The organism is Neomegalonema sp. (assembly GCF_028688855.1).
Lineage (GTDB): Bacteria > Pseudomonadota > Alphaproteobacteria > Rhodobacterales > Rhodobacteraceae > Neomegalonema.
Map to the genome: position 1 here is coordinate 1 of NZ_JAQTXI010000021.1, position 18,787 is coordinate 18,787.

The following is an 18,787-nucleotide window of genomic DNA, read 5'->3' on the forward strand; positions in this document are numbered from 1 at the left end:
CTGGGCGGCGGGCGATTCTTCGCTCTCTTCAGAGATCGCGGCGGGCTCCTGAGGGAAGCGCGCCGCCAGAGCCAGAGCCGAAGGCAGGTCGATGAAGCGGACCGGGACGCCGCGCTTCAGCGCCCAGAGCGCCGCCTGATATTCCGGCGAGAAGGTCGCGAAGGGCCAGAAGGCCGCCTGAGCCGGATCCGCCTCGTCATAGGCGAGCAGAGCCACCGGCGGAACCATCTCGGGCCGCGCCAGCATGGGCAGCAGCGGCGAGAGATCCGCAGGCCCCTCGATCAGCACCTCGACGGGCTGAAGCTCCTCCAGCGCGCGCAGCAGATCCCGCGCGCAGCCCGGCCCGTGATGGCGCACGCCGAAGACATGCGCGCCGCCCGATGGTTTGGACCCCTCCGCCATGGCGTCAGGCCAGCCGCGAGAGGGCTTTGTAATAGGCGGAATCCGCAGGGCGCTTGCGGAGGACCGTCTCCAGATATTCCGAGAGGACGATCTTGTCCTGAAGCGGATCCTTGACGATGGCGCCGATCAGATTGGCCCCGAGGCTCTCGGCGTCGAGCTTGCCGTCGTTGAAATAGGCCGCCTGAGCCAGACCGCCCACCACCACGCCGATGGCCTCCGCCGTGGAGAGCGAGCCCGAAGGCGTCTTGAGGGTGGTCTTGCCGTCGGCGCTGCGTCCGTTGCGCAGTTCGCGGAAGATGCCCACCACGCGCGCCACTTCTTCGGCGACGTTCTTCGGCGCGGGCAGCTCCAGCGAGGCGGCGCTCTCGCCCACGCGCTTGACGACGATGGCGATCTCCTGGTCGAGGTCGTCGGGCGGCGGCAGCACCACCACGTTGAAGCGCCGCTTCAGCGCCGAAGACATCTCGTTGACGCCCTTGTCGCGGTCGTTGGCGGTGGCGATGACGTTGAAGCCTCGCGCGGCGTAGGCCGCCGTATTGAGTTCGGGAATCGGGAGGGTCTTCTCCGAGAGCACCGTGATGAGGGTGTCCTGAACCTCCGACCCCATGCGGGTCAGCTCCTCGATGCGGCAGAGCTTGCCCGCCTCCATGGCGCGCAGCAGCGGCGTGGGAGTCAGGGCCTCGCGGCTCGGGCCATGGGCCAGAAGCTGCGCGTAGTTCCAGCCGTAGCGGATCTGGTTCTCGTCGGTGCCTGCGGTGCCCTGGATCACGAGGGTGGAGTCTCCGGCGACGGCCGCCGCCAGATGCTCCGAAACCCAGGATTTCGCCGTGCCCGGCGAGCCGATCAGCAAAAGCGCGCGATCCGTGGCGAGAGTGGCCACGGCGGTTTCGATCAGCTTGCGCTCGCCGACGTATTTCGCGCCGATGACGGTTCCGTCCGCCGCTTTGCCGCCGAGCAGATAGGTCACGACGGCTTTGGGCGTCAGGCGCCATCCGGCGGGACGGGGGCCGTCGTCTTTGGCGAGGGCCGCGAGTTCGGCGGCGTAGCCCTGTTCGGCGGGCAGACGAAGAGGTTCGCTCACGAGTGGGCCTCCAGAAAATCGGCGTTCAGATCGGCGTTGAGGATGAGAAGGTCGAGGCGCGGATCGGCGGGCGAAAGGCCCATCCGCGCGAAGTCGTCGAGCGCCTCGCGGGCGCCCGCCTGATCGAACAGGCCGCCCAGGATCTGCAGATGCTCGGGGAGCAGGTGGGGCGGGAGCTGAGTCAGGGGGCCCTGACCCTTGAGTTCGGCGTCGAGCATCGCCAGGCTCTGACGCCAGAGCCTGCTTTCGCGGACCAGAGCCATCGGCGCGCGGCCGATCCAGAGGCCCAGATTGCTCAGATGCTCGTCGAAGGAGAGTTGTCCGCGCTGAAACAGGATCGGCAGAAGCTCGAATTGTTCGGCTTCCGTGAGGCGCTCCATCATTTCGGGGACCAGATGAGTGGAGGTCTGACGCTGATCCATGCCGAAGATCTCCGCGAGAAAGGCCTGGATCTCTTCGGGGCGGCCCTGCTCCAGCAGCAGCGGGCGAAAGAACGGGCTATAGAGATGGTCGTCATGGGGCCAGGCCTTGACGAACTCCAGCCGCGAGCCGCCCGCTCTGGCGGCCAGCGCGTCCAGACCCGCGGCGTCGATCAGCGCGATGAAGCGCTCCCGGGCGGCTTCGTCGCGCTTCTTCTTGAAGGAGAGCTTCAATTCGCGCTTGATGATCCCCTTGCGCTCGGTCTTGATGAATTCCTCGAAGAGCTGAGCGGCGGCGGCCTCCGGCGTCGCTTCGGCGCGCATGTCGAGACGCGCCAGAAGGGCCGTCGCCAGCTGCTTGACGTTGGGCGCGCGGTCTTTGGCCTGGATTCCGGTCAGGAAGGCGCGATCCGCTTCGGAAAGCCCCTGACGCAGGATATCCACGAGATCCAGCCGGTCTTCGGCCTTGAGCGTGGAGAATTTCGCCTCCAGCAGGGCGAGGGCGGCGGCGGATTTCGCCCGACGCAGATCGGCGAAGGCGGTCCGGCGGCCCGCGCGGGTCCAGTCCTCCCAGTTGGCGGCGCCCAGAGCCTCTTCGGGAGGAGGCGCATGGCCCGCCGCCCAGTCGCGCCAGGGGGCGTAGACGGCGGGGATCTCGTCGTCGTTGGGGCCGGGCGTCCAGTCGAGCGGATGGGCGACGCGGCCGCGCGTCGCCAGAAAGCGCAGGAGCTGATGGCGGTCGCCGCCATAGCTGGCGCCCTTCAGCAGCCGCCGGAAGCGCAGACGATGCGTCTCCGCGAGGAAGGGCAGGCTCAGGGCGGGCAGGGGGCGGCCCTCGGTCAGGGGGCCGGAGGGCAGGGGCCGATATCCGACCTCCAGCGCATGGCCCGCCAGAGCCAGCAGCCGCAATTCGGCCTCGACGCCGCCCGGCGCGAGGGCCTCGGCCCAACGGGCGGGCGCCGAGCCCAGAGCAGGCCCCGAGGCCCAGGCGCTCATCAGTTCGCCGAGGGCGAAATCCGGTTGGCCGCTCACGACGCCTTCTCCCCTTGCGGCGCGGCCCATTCGGGCGCGGCGGCCAGCATCTCCAGCCGCGCCCCGGTCCAGAGTCCGGCGGCGGAGGCCAGGCGCAGGCCCATGAGCGGCTTCTCCGGCGGCTCGTTCAGAGGCAGGGCCGCGCCGCCCTGTTCGGCCTTCCACCAGGCGCGTCCGCGCGCGTCGGAGACGTAGCGTCCCGGCCCGAGCAGCAACGGCGATTCCAGCGTCCAGGGCGCCGCGAGCAGACGCTCCGTCGCCTGGGTCAGGGGATCGGCGGGGGCCTCGGGCCATGAGGCGGGCGGCGTCTCGCCCGGATCGCGCCGCGAGATCACGGCGGCGCGCAGAGGTCGACGGGCCGGATAGAACAGCATCTCGCCCTGGAAGCGGTCTCCGGGAGAGAAGGGCGCGCTGCGGCGTCCTGCGGCGGCGGGAAACACGTCCTGGAGCGCCGCGAAGCGCAAGGCCGGATCCGCGGCGGTGAGGTTCAGGAACCACGAGGTTTGCGCGATCAGGCCATCCTTGCGGGTGCGGATCGTCACGGCCAGAGCCTCCCAGATCCCGGAGGAGCGGGGCGTTTCGGCGGAGTCCGTCAGGGCGTCGCGATCCTCGGCCTGGACCATCTCGCGGCGCAGTTCGGGGTCTTCCGGCGCGGCCTTCCAGGCCCGCGCGAGCAGCAGGAGCTTGCCCAGCTCCTTGACGGCCTCCTCCATGCGCTCCTCGGTCGGCAGGGCCATGAGCCGGGCGGGCGCCTCGTCGATGCGGCTGGAGAGGGCGGAGGCCTTGGCGTCGCGCATGCGGGCCGCGATCAGGCGGCAACGGCCTTGCGGATCTTCAAGGAACAGGTTCAGTCCGCCCCGGATCTGGTCGTGGATCCAGCCTTCCAGCTCGGCGCAGGCGCCTTCCAGCGCGAGGCGGTTGCTCTCGGCGAGTCTGGCGGCGCGTCTGGCGGCGGCCTCGGCTCTGGCGAGGGCCTTGGGGTCGTTCGGATCGAGTTCAGGCTCGGGAGCTTCGGCCTCCGCAAGCGCGACAGGCGCCGCAGGGCTCGCCGCAGGTTGGGGCGCTGCGGCGGGGGCTCCGCCCGAACCCTTGCGGCGACGCCCGACCCAATCGGACACCCAGTCGGGCGGCTCGGCTTCGGCGAAGCCGGAATCTCCGGCCGCCTTCATGAGCATCAGCGCGATGGAGTGCTTGCAGGGGAATTTCCGCGAAGGGCAAGTGCATTTCGCGCCGAGATCGCTCGTGTCGGCGATGACGCGATAGGGGTTCGCGCCCGAGCCCTGACATTCGCCCCAGATCAGCCCCGTGGCGGCGTTCGAGGCGCGGAGCGGCCATTTGGCGGGCTTCACCAGTCCTTGCCCGGCCTTGAAGGAGGCGGCGTCCGGCGCCGCCGACTGGATCGCTTGAGCGTCAAAGGCCATGCTCGCCCTCTTGCTGCGCAGAGACGGGCGAAGAGTCCCGCAATCGGACGCTTTTGTCCAGAGGAGATTTGTGACCGATGTTCATCAATTCTTGACGTTTCTTCATGAAGCCTGAATCCGGCTTCAAGGCCCGCGATCTCCCGGGATGGGGGCGGATCCGGGACGAAGGCGGCGGCCCCGGAAACCATGAGGCCGCCGCGCGGATCGTCAGGCGTCAGTAGCCGCGGGCGGCTCCGGCCGAGGCGCGGCTGTCGATGGCGCCGAAATATCCGGTCCCGTCGCCCGCTTCGATCTCCGCCAGATTCCGCCCTCCGACGAGGACGCCCGCCGCCTCGCCCCAGATGGGCCAATCGGCGTCCTCGCGCACGTCGTAGCCCATGCCGACCAGGATGCGCCGCGTGTCGGGCGAAAGGGCGTAGGGCTCCATGAAGACGCGGTCCGGCAGCCATTGATGATGGATGCGCGGCGCGTCGACGGCCTCCTGGATGTTCATCCCGAACTCGACCACGTTCAGGATGGCTTGCAGCGTGATGGTGATGATCCGCGAGCCGCCGGGACTGCCGATCACCATGAAGAGCTTGCCGTCCTTCGAGACGATGGTGGGGCTCATCGAGGAGAGCGGCGATTTCCCCGGCTCCACGGCGTTGGCCTCGCCCTGGACCAGGCCGTAGAGGTTCGGCACCCCCGGCTTGACGGTGAAGTCGTCCATTTCATTGTTCATGAGGATTCCGGTCCCCGGCGCCACCACGCCCGCCCCGAAGGAGCCGTTGAGCGTATAGGTGACGGCCACAGCGTTTCCGGCCTCGTCGACGATGGAGTAATGGGTGGTCTCGGGGCTTTCGGCGGGGACGGCCGCGAAATCGGGCGGCGTCAGATCGCTGGAGACTCCGGCGCGGTAGGGGTCGATGCGGCCCCGGATCTCGGCGGCGTAGCCCTTGTCGAGCATGCGCTCCAGGGGGTTCTTGACGAAATCCGGATCGCCGAGGCTGGCGTTGCGGTCCACGAAGGCGTGACGCATGGCCTCGACCATCAGCCGCGTGGTCTCGGCGGAGCCCTGGCCGAAATAGGAGAGCGGATAGCCCTCCAGAACGTTGAGGATCTCGCAGATGATCACCCCGCCCGAGGAAGGCGGCGGAGAGGACAGGATTTCATAGCCGCGATAATCGCAGCGCACCGGCTCCAGCTCGCGGACGGCGTAGCGTTCGAAATCCTCCTTGGTGAGGATGCCGCCGCCCGCCTCGCTGCCCGCCACGATCTTCTCGGCGATGGGGCCCTTGTAGAAGGCTTCGGCGCCGCCCTCGGAGATGGCCTGCAGCGTGTCGGCGAGATCGGTCTGCACCAGCTTGTCGCCGGGGGCGAAGGGCTCGCCGCCCGCGCGGAAGAAGATCGCCCTGGCCGCCGGATCGCGCTGGAGATAGGAATCCACCTCCTCGATCATCGCCAGATCCGCCCCGTTCAGCGTGAAGCCCTCGCGGGCCAGGCGCACCGCCGGAGCGAGCAGCGCCTCGCGGCTGAGGGAGCCGTATTTCGCGCGGGCCTCCTCCAGGCCCATGACCGAACCGGGCGTTCCGGCGGCGAGCCAGCCTTCGGTGCTGCGGCCCGGCGCGGGTTCTCCGGTTGCGTCGAGATACATGTCCTTCGTGGAGGCGAAGGGCGCGCGTTCGCGGAAGTCGAGGAAGGTGGAGGTTCCGTCGGCGAGGCGGATGGTCATGAAGCCGCCGCCCCCGAGATTCCCCGCCGTCGGATAGACCACCGCCAGGGCGTAGCCCACGGCCACGGCGGCGTCGACGGCGTTGCCCCCCGCCTTGAGGACGTCCACGCCGACGTCCGATGCGAGATGATGGGCCGTGACCACCATGCCCTTGCGGCCCTCGACGGGCGCGGGCGATGCGGCGAAGGCGGATCCTGAACTGAAGGACAGGGCGAGAAGCGCGGCGAGGGCCGCGCCGGAGCCTCGGAGCCGACGAAGCTCCGCAGAAGGCGGATCGTGAAGCATGGCGTTTCTCCCCAGGGCGCGCCCTCGATGGAGCGCGCGTCGCTTGGCGGCGCTCCGGAGGCCTTCGGAAGGCCCCCGGGCCGCGGGGTCAGCATCGCGCGGCCTCCCGACGGGCGCAAGCGGGAAGGGGAGCCCCCCGCTTCAGCGCAGAGCCTCAGCGCAGGGCCTCGACGGAGGCCCGCCGATAGACGCGCCAGGCGGTCGGCAGGGCCATCAGCAGCGCGGCGCCGACGAGAATCCCCACCCCCCCGACCTCGCGCCAGCCGGGCCGGGCCACGAAGGCGATTCCCGTCGCCCGCCCGATCAGCTCCGAGGCGAGGGCCGAAAGCCCCCATCCCAGCGCCAGACCCAGAACCGCCCCCGCGACCACCATCGCCGCCACGTAAAGCCAGACGGTCAGCAGCACGAAGCCCGCCGGAGCCCCCAGAGCCCGCAACATCGCGAAGCGTCGGCGCTGGAGGTCCAGCACCGCCAGCAGGCCCGCGAGGATCGCCGCCGCCACCAGAATCTGCGCCGTCAGGATCAGGGCCGCCATGATCCGCGTCGCGCCGCCCATCACCTCGTAGAGGTCGAGCAGGGCCTCGGCGGGAAAGAAGGCCGTGGACTCCGCCGTCCGGTGGCGCGCCCTCAGGCCATAGGCCGCCGGGACGCTCTCGGGGCGCATGACGATGGCCGGGACGCCCGGAAGATGCGCCGCGTCCCAGGGCGGACCGATCCGCGCCTCGCCCGAGGCGTGGCCGTCGCCGAGCCCGTGAGTCGCCCAGACATGCTCCACCGGGACCACCACCGCCCGATCCCAGGGCGTGCCCGTGGGGCGCATCCGGCCCACCACCGAGATCGAGCCATGGGAGTCGAAATCCTCGTGATCATGGCCGTGATCCCCGTCCTCGTGGTCATGATCGTGGTCATGATCGTGGTCGTGGTCGTCGTGATCCTCGTAGGCGTCGGCGTCGAGCCCGCCGCCGACCGAATCCGCGTCGCCGTGGCGGATCTCCAGCAGGCCGCCCGGCCCGACCTCCACCAGAGCCCCGACGACGGCCTCCTCCTGCGTCGCGAAGAGGCGTCCTTCCGCGAGCCCGCCGCTCAGATGCTCCACGAAGGCGGCGCTCGTCCCGACCACCGGAGAGCCCTCCGCCTGATCGCCGAAGGCCAGAGGCGCCGCGAAGAGCGCATCCGGATCGTTCAGGGCCCTGGCCGTCGCCTCGGGACTCAGAAGCTCCACGGCGGTGGGCCGCAGGAAGACCGTCGAGAGCAGAAGATCCGTCCGGCCGCCCGGCGCTGCCACGATCAGGTCGAACTTGTCGGCGGCCCGCGCCGAGCCCTGACGCAAGGCGCGCTCCTGCGCCCCGACCGCCACGCCCAGCGCCACCGCCAGAGCGATCAGCCCCGTGAAGAGCAGCGCCGTGAAGGGATTGCGCGCCAGACTCGCGCGCACGACGGGAAAGGGATTCATGAGACTTCCGCCTCCTCGCCGCGCATCAGGGTGAGCCGACGGTCCGCCAGGGCGATCAGGGCCGGATCATGGCTGGCGACGATCACCGTGCGGCCTTCCTCGTCGGCGAGGGCGCGCAGCCGCCGCGCGACCTCCGCGCCGGAGGCCGCGTCGAGGCTGGCGGTGGGCTCGTCGGCGAAGAGCGCCGCAGGCTGCGGCAGAAGCGCCCGCGCCAGAGCCACGCGCTGCTGTTCGCCGCGCGAGAGCAGGGCGGTGCGGCTGCGCTCGGGAACTCCGAGCCGCTCCAGAAGCGCGCGGGCGCGCGGGCGCTCGGACCGCGCCGAAAACCGCGAGAACCACACCGTCGAGAGCACGTTCTCCAGAGGAGAGAGCTCGGGAATGAGGTGGAAGTCCTGGAACACGAAGCCCGCGCGTTCGCGCCGCCAGCGGTCGCGCGCGGATTCGGAGAGCGGCGCGAGATCCGTCCCGTCCCAGAGCACGCGGCCTTGCGTCGGCCGGAGCAGCCCCGCCAGCAGATGCAGCAGCGTGGACTTCCCCGAGCCCGAAGGCCCGCTCAGGGCGAGCATCTCGCCCGGCTCCAGATCCAGCGCCGGAAGGGTCAGCAGAGGGTCTCCCGGCTTCAGGTCATGGCGCAGATCCTGAACCGAAAGCGCGGCGCCCGAGGCGCTCCGCAGGGCGGGGCTCACAATTTCTCGTAGCGCGCGCCGCGCAGCCGGATGAAGCTCATGAAGCCGGTGTCCGGATCGGTCTCGAAGCCGGTCTCGAAGACGCCGGTCGCGCGGATCAGATCGGTGTAGCGGATGGGCTCCACGGGGCGGTCGGTCAGGGCCAGCACGATGTCGTCCGGCCACTGGGCTTCGGTCTCGCAGAAGGGACAGGTCGACATCGGCAGCCTGGTCAGCACGAAGAAGTCGATCTCCGGCTTGAGCGGCGGCGCCATGTAGCCGACCATCCGCACCTCGCGGCCCGCCAGAGCCTGCGCCCTTTCGGTCAGCTCGCGGCCCCGGACGTAGAGATCGCGGAATTTCAGAGCCTCGGGCGCGGCCCAGGCGGCGCGCGGCGCGACCAGAGGCGCCGCGGCGGCGGCGAGGAACAGACGACGGTTCATCAGCATGGCGAAAGCCTCCAGGCCCTGGGGAGTCGAAACGGAGAGGCCGCCGGGAGGGATCTCCCGACGGCCGCGTTCAGAAGACGGCGCTCACGGCGGCGCTCACTCGGCGGCGGCGTGACGGGCCAGAGCGGCGCGGGTCGCGAGGCCCGTGGCGTGCTCCATCACGTGATAGACGAGGTTCTGCTCGACCACGCCGTGGAACAGGTGGGCCCAGGGGCCCTGGGCGAAGATCACCACGTCGTCGCCGGCGTGGGTCTCGCTCTCGCCCAGCGGGATCAGGGCCTGCTGGAGGAAGTCGACGTCGGTGGTGTCGATCCCGGAGAGGTCGGCGCGCACTTCGTCGAGCTTGGCGCCGGGGCCGTTCTGATAGCCGAGGGTGGTGTAGGGCTTGCCGTCGTCGGCCTTTCCGGCGATCCCGAGGATCGGGTTGCCGCGCTGCGGATAGCCCGCGATGCTGAACACATGGCTGTGGTCGGCGGTGAGGATCACCAGGGTCTCCGCGGGGTCGATCTTCTCGAAGACCGCTTCGACGGCTTCGGCCACGGCGATGGTGTCGATCAGGGCGCGGGCGGCGTTGCCCGCATGATGGGCGTGGTCGACGCGGCCGCCCTCGACCATCAGCACATAGCCCTCTTCGTTCTTGTCGAGGAGGTCGATGGCCTTCACGGCCATGTCGGCCAGCGAGGGCTCGCCGCCGGCGTCTTTTTCGCGGTCGGCTTCATATTGCATGTGGCTGCGGTTGAAGAGGCCGAAGGCGCGGTTCACGTTCGCCGGATCTATGGCGTCGAAGCCTTCCTTGTTCCAGACGTAGGCGCCGTCGTTGTGACGGGCGGTCCATTCGCCGACGAGGTCGCGGCCGTCCTTGCGCGAGCCGGTGCGGCCTTCGTCCTCGGGGTCGGCCTGGTCGACGGTCATGAAGTTGCCGCGGCCGCCGCCGAAGACCACTTCGAAGCCGTCGCCCGCGGGCCAGTCGATCAGCTGCGCGGCGATGTCCTTGCAGCCGCCGGCCAGGGCTTCCTCGGTGAGGTTGGTGTCGTTCTCCCAGTCGCGTCCGGCCACCTTGGCGTAGGTCGCGGCGGGGGTGGCGTGGGTGATGCGCGCCGTGGAGATGATCCCCGTCGCGAGGCCCGCCTGTTCGGCCAGCTCGAAGAGGGTGGTGACTTCGGCGCCCTTCTGGCTGGCGCAGTCGTTCAGCTTGATGGCCTGGGTCACGCCGATGGTGCCGTTCACCGACTTCACGCCCGAGACCATGGCGGTGGCGGTGGGGGCCGAGTCGGCCACCTGGGCGTCATGGGTGTAGGTCTTGGAGAGGGCGGTCCAGGGGAGCAGGCGCTCGAAGGAGAGCACGTTCGACTCGCCGTCGACGCCGCGCAGCTGGCCTTCGTGGATGCGCGAGGCGGTGATGGTCGGCACCGAAAGGCCGTCCACCACGAAGAGCACGACGTTCTTCGCCCGGCCGACGTTCGGCTGGGTGGCGATCTTTTCGGCCAGCTGAGCCTGACCGGCGACGTAATAGCTGTCGGCCGTTTGCTGGACGGCGCTCTGGGCGCCGGCGGCGGAGGCCAGCGCCAGCGACGAAACGCCGAGCGTCAGCAGGGTGAGAATGCGGTTCATGACGTCCCCCGGAAAGGCTGTTTTGGGATCGAACGCGCGGAGCCTAGGCGGGGGGCGCAACTTCGCCATGTCGGTTTCATGACGAATCCGTTGCAATCCGCCCTCGCCGCGCCGCGAGCGCGGGCTGCGCCCTTGCGCCGCAGGGCGGAGGCGGAAGCGGACGGCGCAGCCTGCGCCGCCCTGCTCCGGCGTCTGATCCGGGCGTCCTGCCGGGGGGCTTCGGGCTCAGTTCCCGGGCAGCCGGACGACGAACTGCACCACGCCGCCTTCTCCGGGCTCGAGGCTCCCGCCGAAGGGGAAGGAGATCTCGCCTTCGGCCCCGGCGGAGGGGAGTCCGAAGGGCAGGAGCGTCAGGCCGGGGGGATGCTCCAGGACTTCCGCCGAACCCGCCACATAGACCATCCAGCTGGGCGTGTGGTCCTGCACCCGCACCTGACGGATCGTCTCGACGCCGCGATTCTCGAAGGCGATCCGGTAGACCGCGCAGCCTCCGGACGCGATGGGGAGCTCGGCGGGCGTGAAGCCCGGTTCTCCGCCGTCGGGGCCTCCGTCGCAATCGGCGTCGAGGGCCTGGAGCTTGCGCGCGAAGACGCCCCCCGACGCGCCGCCGCCGACCCGCGTCAGATCCCGGATCATGGAGCTTCCGCTCCGGGCGCCGGACAGGATCGTGGCGGTCAGGCGCGTCAGGTCGCTCCATCCGGCGGGGGCGTCGGCGGGAATCCTGGCGACCAGCCAGAAGGCGTGGTCTCCGGCGGGGATGGGCGCGCCCTGAACCCACGGGAGGTCTCCTGCGCCGTGAACGCCGTCGCCGTCGTCGCGCAGCAGGATCCAGCCGGGATCGCGCTCGCTCTCGACGAGGAAGCTCAGGGCGCCGCCGCCCAGCCCGGCCCCGACCAGAAGCCGGTGCGGGTGGATCGCGAGCTGTCCGGCCGCGACGGTCGCGTCATGGTCGGGCGTCAGCAGGAAGGCGGCGTCGGGTTGCGCCACGAGCAGGAGCGCGTAATCCTCGACCTCTCCGTCCGGCGCGGCGCCGAGGGGGCCGAGCCAGGGGGCCGAGCTCCAGCGGAAGCGGGCGAAGGCGGGGCCCTCGACGAGGGGCGGCGGCGTCACCGTCACGCGGATCACGCCGGGGGCCGGATTCCCGTCGTCCGGTCCGTCGTCGGCGAGGCCCGAGACCACGGTCTCGGCGCCGGGAGAAAAGATTCCGTCGCGGTTCCAGTCGATCCAGCCCGAGAGCCTGCCCGCGCCCGTCACGGCGAACTCCAGGATCCGGGCCTGACCCTGCGCGAGGGTCGCGCCCTGGAGCGGGACGCCGTCCGTGCGGGGGCCGAAGAACACGCCGTCGTCGGTGGCGCCGTCGCCCATGGCGTCGGAGCTGACGATGGAGATCAGGTCCGGGCTGCGCGTCGCGCCCAGGCGCATCGCGACGGAGCCCTCCATGTGATGGGCCAGGCCATAGCTGGCCGGAGCGTCCGACATGTCGGCGCAGGAGCCCAGATCCAGCATGAAGTCGTCCCAGAAGATCTGGCCGCTGGAGCTGGCGACGTCATGGAAGACCGCCCGCAGATGATAGGTGGTCGCAGGCTCCAGCAGGGCCGCCGCGTCGAAGGCGACGATCGGGCGCGTCGTCAGCGTCATGAGGCGGTCGCTCAGGACGACCGTCGCCGAGGAGAAGCCCGGATCGGTCGAGAGCAGGATCGTCAGACGGAAGGGCGTGCGCGTGCTCTGGGCGGGGGGCAGGTAGATCGAGAAGCGGCGCAGATAGGCGCCGGGCGCCAGATCGGCGGCGGTGGTGAAGCTGTAGCCGATGTGGTCCTGTTCGGCGTTGGCGTAGGCCGCGCCGGAGGCCCGCGCCTCGCTGATCACATAGGAGGTCGCGCCCGGCCCCATGGACTGGTAGACGAGGCCCGCCCCCGGAACCAGAGGCGCGCCCCCGGCGATCCCCGGGCCGAAGGCGCCGTAGCTTTGCGCGCCTGTGGGCAGTTCGGGCCACCGGCTGTCCGCGTTCAGGGTGAGGGGCGGGTCGTTGTGGCTCCAGCCGATGGGCCAGACTCCGGCGCCGCTCGCTCCGGCGGGGCTGTGGCAGAGGGCCATGCCCGCGTCGGGCGGCAGGCTGGGGGGCGGGGCGAAGGTCACGGCGTAGTCCTCCACTTCGCCGTCATGGGCGTGGGCCGTCGCGCGTTCGTCGAGGGCCGGAGTCGCCGAGAGGTCGTCCAGCGTCGTGGAGGTCAGGCGCAGCCGCGCGAAGGAGAGCCCCGGAGTCCCTCCAGGCCCGCCGACCAGGATTCCGGTCCAGGTCAGCGGTCCGGCGAGGACGCCGTTCGTCACCGTGACCGCCGCGTGTTCGGCGGCCGCGAAGGCGCCGTTCCGGTCGAAGTCGATCCAGGCGCGCAGGATTCCCGTGCCCGCGGCCGAGAACAGCGAAGCCGGGAGGCTGTAGGAGGTCGCCCCGATGCGCAGCGGAGGAAAGGCGGAGATCCCGTCTTCGTCGTCGATTCCGTTCAGATCGTCGCCGGTGGCGTCGGGACTGTGCTGGGCGGCGCTTTCGGAGTCCGGCGCATTGGCGCCGAGCCTCAGGGCGCCGCCGACGACATGGGTCGGCGCGCCGTAGCTCGCGGGGGCGTCGCCGTAGTCGCAGAGGGCGGACTGGGCGAAATAGACCCGGTCCATCTGGTAGTCGAGGACGTTGCCGGTGCCCTCGACGGCGACCCTGAAGGTCATGGCGAGCTTGTAGCTTCCCGTCGGGACCGTGGCGACGAAGCTTGCAGCGCGCTGGGTCCAGCTGGTCGAGGCGGCGGCGATGTTGGTCGCGACGCCGGGAATGGTCTGGACGATGGCGTTGGTGGTCGGGTTGATCAGAACCCAGTCGGTCACCGCGTTGACGGAGGCTCCGTTGGCGATCCTCTGGACGTCATGGCTGAAGACGTAGGTCTGGCCGTTGACGAGGCTGAGGGTCGCCTCGTTGCGCAGGTGCAGATAGGGGACGCCGCCCAGATTCCCGCTGTTGTCCACATAGGCGAGGAAGCCGCCGTCGGCGTTCGGCCCGTAGAAGGGAGGGCCGGTCAGCGTGGAGTTCAGGCCCGTCGCGCCGATGGAGGCGGGGCCCGTGACCGGACTCGCCGGATAGCCCGCCGTCCAGCCGGAGGCTCCGGAGAAGCCGCCGTTGAGCAGCAGGTTGGGGCGGGCGCAGACGCCGACGGGCGTCGCCGCGACCGGCGCGGCCTGCACCGTGACGGCGTGGTCCTCGATCTCGCCGTCGGGCGCCTCTCCGGCGTCCGGCGCGAGGCTCGCCCGGGTGCTCAGCCGGAAGCGCGAGAAGTGGATCGGGCCCGGCGCGGCCCAGGCCGGGACGTCGACGGCGAACTGGATCCGGCCGTCTCCGGCCAGCTGGTCGACGCCATATCCGTCGTCCTTGAGGTTCAGGGCGATCTGCTCGCCGGAGTCGAGGAAGTCGCCGTCGCGGTTCCAGTCGATCCAGCCGTTCAGATGGAGCGAGGCGGCGGTCTGCGCGCCATAGGACAGATGGGCCGTGGCGATGGACCGGCGTCCGGCCTCCAGAAGGCCGAAGGCGATTCCGTCTTCGTCGTCGTTGCCGTTCTGGTCGTCGCCCAGAGCGTCGGCGCTGTGATGGGCGGCGGATTCGGAATCCGTCGTCGCGGAGCCGAGCCAGGGTCCTCCGGGGATGAGCGCATGTCGGGGCGAGCCGTAGCTGGCCGGAGCGTCGCCGTAATCGAAGAAGAAGGGGCAGATGTTCGCCACGGGCGTGACGAACTCCAGGATCTGGGCCTGGGTGAGGTTGAAGGTGTTGGTGGCCACCAGACGGCGGGGCCGCGTCGTGGAGCCCTCGATGTCTTGCGGGTTCGCCTCCACGGCGCCCGTCCATTGTCCTCCGAGGGAGGCGATGGCCGCCGCGGCCGCGTCGCGGGACGCGTCGACCTGGACCGCCCAGACGGAGAACTTCACCCCCTGCCGCTTGAGCAGGTTGTAGATCGTGAAGTTCGAGCCGTCTCCGGGTTCGACGGCGTAGCCCGCGCCGTCGATGATGGCGGAATCGCCGGAGGTGATGACGCCGGTGAACGGATTGCGCGTGACGGCTTCCCGGGCGGCGTCGGTGAAGAGGACGATCTGGAGGGGACGTCCGAGATCGCGGTTCAGCTCCCTCAGGGCCGTGCTGACGATATGGGAGGAGGTGGTGCCCGGGATCCCGTCGAGCCCGAAGCTCATCTGCTGGACGGCTCCGGCCAGGTTGTCCATGATCAGGGAGGAGGCGTGCGCGCCTCCGGGCCCGAACCTGCGCCCGGGCAGGGAGATGGCCGCCGTGGAGAAATCACGCTCGAAGAAGATGTTCTGGCCGAAGCTCGCGACGGGGGTGGCGTCGCCCGCGTAATGGGCGACGGCGATGCGCGTGGCGGGATTGGCCGCGCGCAGGGTCTCGCCGATGTTCCGCACCGAATTGGCGAAGGCGCTGTATTCCGCGGCGTCGATGGAGCCCGAATTGTCGAGCAGGAAGATGACGTCCGTGCCGCCTGTGGGCGTGCAGGCGCCTGATCCGCCGATGGCGGGGGCGGTCTGTGCGCGGGCTTCGGGGAGGGGCGCGCAGATCAGCGCGAGTCCGAGGGCGAGGGCGCCGGACAGGCTTCGGGGAGCGGGGGTCTTGCGGGCTCGGGCGGCCGCAGGGGGGTGGACGGCTGTTTCTCCCGAGGGGAGATCGCGCGGGGGGTGGATCGCGTGATTCAATTTGTGGACGTCTCGTTTGACAGGCCGCCGGGCGTTGCGAGGTGCGGACCATGACGCCGGCGACGGCTTGACGGAGAGGCGTCATGGGTCGGGGCGCCGACGGTCGTCCGGACGGGTTCGACGTCCTGAGTTCCTGTCGAGAGCGGGCGGATCTTGCTCAGCCATCTGACGTTACCCCAGAAAAGTGTGTGCTGTAAATTCGGGATCGCCTGTCAATTCGGTCAGCGCCGGGCGATGACGGAGAGACGCCCGCCATCACCGGAGGTTGCGGTCCGGCGGGCGCCGCGAGAGCGGATCGCGAGGGCGTCGCATTGATCGCCCTGGGGTTACCGAGGCTGCCCCTCCCTGAGCCTGGCGCGGGAAGCGGGGCGCTTCCGTGCCAAGCCTTGTGAGAAGGCGGCGACCGCTCATGATCTTCCGGAGGAGCCCGATCAGGAGGAGTCTCGGAACAGGCCGATGAAGCTCCGCCGCCACCGAGTTCAAAAAGGCGGACGATCGAAGCAGGAGGGCCCTCCCGGCGTCTTCAAGGTTCCCTGAGGACTCGCAGGAGCATAGGCTCGACGGCCAAGCCGGAGGGCGTCAGCCGCATCGACGATGGCCGCCATCTGCGGTGCGGGGGAATCTTGCGCATCCTGGGCGCTCTGGCGCTCTACGGGATCGTCGCGCTCGTCGGCTGCATGGAGACCGGAGTGATTTGAGGCGGCCAAAGCCAGCCCCGCCCAAGCCATGATCGCCAGGCGCCGCAGCCGCATGGTCTCCCCCCCGGTGATTCCCTCATCTCATTCTACCGCCGATCCCCGTCGGATGGACCTCTTCGACCGGCCCGCGAAAGAGGGATCCGAACCGCGCTCTAGAAGCCCATCTCCTCGGCCTGACCCGTCAGATATTCGACGAACTCCCGACAGATGACGATGGTCTTCTCCTCCGGCTTGTAGAAGGCGTTCGGCTCCTCGCAGGCCTCGATCTGAACCGAGATCTCTTCGGCCTGGCTGAAGACCTCGTTCACATCCTCGACCTCCTGGGCCAGAAGCGCGGCGATGGGGTCTTCGGTCGGACCGCTCCAGACCAGCCGTTCGCCCTCGACCTCGCCCCGCTCGCGCAGGAGCTCTCCCCAGGAGCGGTCCGCCTGATCATATTCCTCCTCGCAGGTCTCGGCGCGGGCGGGCGGCAAGGCGAACTCCTCGGCGAAATCGGCGCGCGTCTCGGGCGAGGCCCCGTAGAACAGGCAGACCTGTCGATAATGGCGCTGAAGATCCAGCGCATGGGCGTCCGCGTAATCCTCAGGCCCGACCTCGCTTTCGGCCGCGGAGGCCAGCCAGCTTTGCGCGAAGGCTCTCATGTTGCGCCGCGCGCCGTCCTCGTTCCAGATCATATGAGACATCACGGCCGCGAGCGTGTCGGCGGCGTCCTCTTCGGGGCCGTAAAGCGGCAGATCCATCGTGTCGATCAGGGCGTGTCCGAGTTCATGATAGAACATGGACAAGGTCGCGCCGCCGACATAATCGAAAGCCGCCTCGCTCAGGCCCTTCGCCTCCTCGGCTCTGGAGGAGGGGGCGAGCAGGCCGCAGCAGAGAGCGAAAAGAGCGATCCGGCGCATGAGCGTCGTGGCCTCCTGAAGCGCGGTCCGAAAGGTGCGGACGCTGTCCCGAATCCATTCTCCAGATTTCGACGCAAGGCAAGCGCCTGCTTTCTTTCTGTGCGGCGGCGGAGGTCGAGGCGGATTGAGACCGGGTTTGAGAGTTTCCGGTGTGACGCGACAGCAAGAATCGTCGAACTCGGAAGCGGCGCATCTAAACCCGGAAGGCCGAAATCCAAATCCGCGGATTTGCGCGCCGGGAGCGGATTTAGGTGAAATTTGACGCGATGTAGCGTCGGATTTTTCCGGAGAATCGGCTCAGAAAACCGGATTTAGGTGAAAATGTTCCAGTGTAGCGTCGTTTTTGACGTTTCTTCGTGTCGCGCTACAGCGGCTCCTGCGCAACCATGTCCTCGGCGGGGCGACCATCCCCGAGCATTGGATCGGCGGCGGGGGCGAGGTCAACCGCACCACCGCCGACAGCATGGGCGAGCCGACGCTCAAGATCTGGACCATGCGCCAAGACCTCTTGCGCCATATGCTGGTCGAGGTCGGAACTTGGGTGGTCCATTCGAGGTTGGATCCTTCGCGCCGCTCCATCCCCGATCCCGCCGACGAGACCATCGAGCCGCCCGAGGCGGAGTTCCCCGAAATGTCGCCGCAGGACAACTCGCGCTATGCGGCGGCTTTGGGTCAGGTGGCGGCGGCCTGCGCTCTGGCGGAGGAGAGGGGCTTTGTGGACCGCGCCACGGCGGCGCGGCTGATCGGGGCGGCGGCCGAGCGGCTCGGCGTGAGCTACGACCCGGCGGAGATCCTCGCTCTGGCCGATGCGGAGGCCAAGGCCCGGCGCAAGGCCCGCGTTCAGGAGGACATCCCCCCGCCGCCCGAGCCTGAGGAATTGCGCAAGAATGCTCAGGAGGAAGAGGCGCCATGACGCCCGAGGAGCGGCTGGCGGCCTTCGCGCGGGAGGTGGAGATCCGGCGGCGGGCCTTGCCCGAGCTTCAGGCCGAAGCCGCCGAGCATGTGATCCGCCTCCTCGAGGAGGCCGCGCGGGAGATCTCCCTTAAGCTCGCCGGAGTCCCGAGCGAGTTCGAGATCTGGCGCCTCGGCCAATTGCGCCGCGAGGTGGAGATCCTCCTCGCCGCCTTCGGCGAGGCGGCTGGACTGGAGGCCGCCCGAGCCTTCGATCAGGCCCTCGACGCCGGGGCCGCTCTGGTCTCCGAGCCGCTCAAGGCCGCCCGCCTCACGCTCTCGGGCGTCGCGCCGCGGCTGGACCCGGTCCTGATCGCCTCGACCCGCAGCTTCACGATCTGGCGCATCAACGATCTCTCGACCGAAGCCCGCGTCAGGATCGAGACGGATCTCGGCCTCTGGATGATGGGCGCCCGCTCGCGCGAGGAGACCCTCAAGCGCCTGCAGACCGATCTCGGCGGAGAGACCCGACGCCGCGCCCTGACCATCCTCAACACCGAGACCGCCCGCGCCCATGGCCTCGCCGCGCAAAAGACGCTGGAGGCATCGGCGAAGAGCGTTCCGGCCCTCAAGAAGAAATGGCTGCGCTCGGGCAAGGCTCGCCGCCGCGCCAATCACGAGGCCGCCCATGGGCAGATCCGCGACGTGGATAAGCCCTTCAGCATCGCGGGCGAGCTGCTCATGCACCCCTGCGACCCCCAAGGCTCGGCCGAGAACACCGTCAATTGCGGCTGCTCCTCGGTTCCGCATCTCGATCTCGACGCCTTCTTGAAGGAGTGACCATGCCGCCCGATCCCCGGTTTCAGACTTACCTCTTCTCTTATGAGTTTCAGGGCGCGCGGTGGTCCGTCGAGATTCCCGCCGTCTCGGAAACCGAAGCCCGCCATCGCGCCCAGCTGATGGCCGAGGCCCGATACGACGGGGTTCTTCAATTCAAAATCCCTGTTCCCGCCCATCCGCTGACGCGCCTCGC

General features: G+C 69.6%; 13 protein-coding genes. 2 read left to right on the forward strand and 11 right to left on the reverse strand.

Translation table 11 applies throughout. From position 1 onward, the window contains the following. The 11 genes from PHN62_RS14045 to PHN62_RS14095 all read right to left on the reverse strand — a co-directional run. Positions 1-402, reverse strand: a 402-nt coding sequence (locus tag PHN62_RS14045) for a DUF5682 family protein (RefSeq protein ID WP_300151700.1), incomplete at its 3' end; no start/stop codon positions are given. A 4-nt stretch (positions 403-406) separates the two neighbouring features. Continuing rightward, entirely contained in the window at positions 407-1,483 is a 1,077-nt protein-coding gene (locus PHN62_RS14050) for an AAA family ATPase (RefSeq protein WP_300151702.1), read from the reverse strand. Continuing rightward, complete coding sequence (locus PHN62_RS14055; protein ID WP_300151704.1) at positions 1,480-2,934, reverse strand: DUF5691 domain-containing protein; 1,455 nt, start codon at positions 2,932-2,934, stop codon at positions 1,480-1,482. The genes PHN62_RS14050 and PHN62_RS14055 overlap by 4 nt, the downstream gene beginning before the upstream one ends. Continuing rightward, complete coding sequence (locus tag PHN62_RS14060) at positions 2,931-4,355, reverse strand: SWIM zinc finger family protein (protein WP_300151706.1); 1,425 nt, start codon at positions 4,353-4,355, stop codon at positions 2,931-2,933. The genes PHN62_RS14055 and PHN62_RS14060 overlap by 4 nt, the downstream gene beginning before the upstream one ends. A gap of 214 nt (positions 4,356-4,569) precedes the next feature. Beyond that, positions 4,570-6,351 (reverse strand): gamma-glutamyltransferase, encoded by a 1,782-nt coding sequence (ggt, locus tag PHN62_RS14065; RefSeq protein ID WP_300151708.1) that lies wholly within the window; start codon positions 6,349-6,351, stop codon positions 4,570-4,572. Positions 6,352-6,505: 154 nt separating this feature from the next. Then, the gene (locus PHN62_RS14070; protein WP_300151709.1) at positions 6,506-7,804 is read right to left on the reverse strand and encodes an FtsX-like permease family protein; all 1,299 of its coding nucleotides are present in this window, start codon (positions 7,802-7,804) and stop codon (positions 6,506-6,508) included. Continuing rightward, positions 7,801-8,490, reverse strand: a complete 690-nt coding sequence (locus PHN62_RS14075) for an ABC transporter ATP-binding protein (protein WP_300151710.1) — start codon at positions 8,488-8,490, stop codon at positions 7,801-7,803. Before PHN62_RS14075 ends, PHN62_RS14070 begins: the two co-directional genes overlap by 4 nt. Next, the gene (locus PHN62_RS14080) at positions 8,487-8,918 is read right to left on the reverse strand and encodes a hypothetical protein (protein ID WP_300151712.1); all 432 of its coding nucleotides are present in this window, start codon (positions 8,916-8,918) and stop codon (positions 8,487-8,489) included. The genes PHN62_RS14075 and PHN62_RS14080 overlap by 4 nt, the downstream gene beginning before the upstream one ends. A 96-nt stretch (positions 8,919-9,014) precedes the next feature. Further along, positions 9,015-10,529 carry an alkaline phosphatase gene (locus PHN62_RS14085; RefSeq protein WP_300151714.1) on the reverse strand — a complete coding sequence of 505 codons (1,515 nt, stop codon included), beginning with the start codon at positions 10,527-10,529 and terminating at the stop codon, positions 9,015-9,017. 225 nt (positions 10,530-10,754) lie between these two features. Further along, a complete protein-coding gene (locus PHN62_RS14090) occupies positions 10,755-15,266 on the reverse strand; it encodes a GEVED domain-containing protein (protein ID WP_300151716.1) in 4,512 nt (1,503 codons plus the stop codon). Between the two features lie 850 nt (positions 15,267-16,116). Then, entirely contained in the window at positions 16,117-16,863 is a 747-nt protein-coding gene (locus tag PHN62_RS14095; RefSeq protein ID WP_300151718.1) for a DUF4344 domain-containing metallopeptidase, read from the reverse strand. Between the two features lie 343 nt (positions 16,864-17,206). On the opposite strand from PHN62_RS14095, the gene PHN62_RS14100 reads away from it, so the two are divergent. After that, entirely contained in the window at positions 17,207-17,776 is a 570-nt protein-coding gene (locus tag PHN62_RS14100) for a hypothetical protein (RefSeq protein ID WP_300151720.1), read from the forward strand. Then, entirely contained in the window at positions 17,773-18,594 is an 822-nt protein-coding gene (locus tag PHN62_RS14105) for a phage minor head protein (protein WP_300151722.1), read from the forward strand. The genes PHN62_RS14100 and PHN62_RS14105 overlap by 4 nt, the downstream gene beginning before the upstream one ends. The last annotated feature ends 193 nt before the right edge of the window (positions 18,595-18,787 follow it).

Excerpts from the sequence above, each read along its gene's own strand:
- PHN62_RS14060 (WP_300151706.1), bottom strand. The coding sequence starts at position 4,355 with ATGGCCTTTGACGCTCAAGCGATCCAGTCGGCGGCGCCGGACGCCGCC.
- ggt (WP_300151708.1), bottom strand. The coding sequence starts at position 6,351 with ATGCTTCACGATCCGCCTTCTGCGGAGCTTCGTCGGCTCCGAGGCTCC.
- PHN62_RS14070 (WP_300151709.1), bottom strand. The coding sequence starts at position 7,804 with ATGAATCCCTTTCCCGTCGTGCGCGCGAGTCTGGCGCGCAATCCCTTC.
- PHN62_RS14080 (WP_300151712.1), bottom strand. The coding sequence starts at position 8,918 with ATGCTGATGAACCGTCGTCTGTTCCTCGCCGCCGCCGCGGCGCCTCTG.
- PHN62_RS14085 (WP_300151714.1), bottom strand. The coding sequence starts at position 10,529 with ATGAACCGCATTCTCACCCTGCTGACGCTCGGCGTTTCGTCGCTGGCG.
- PHN62_RS14095 (WP_300151718.1), bottom strand. The coding sequence starts at position 16,863 with ATGCGCCGGATCGCTCTTTTCGCTCTCTGCTGCGGCCTGCTCGCCCCC.
- PHN62_RS14105 (WP_300151722.1), top strand. The coding sequence starts at position 17,773 with ATGACGCCCGAGGAGCGGCTGGCGGCCTTCGCGCGGGAGGTGGAGATC.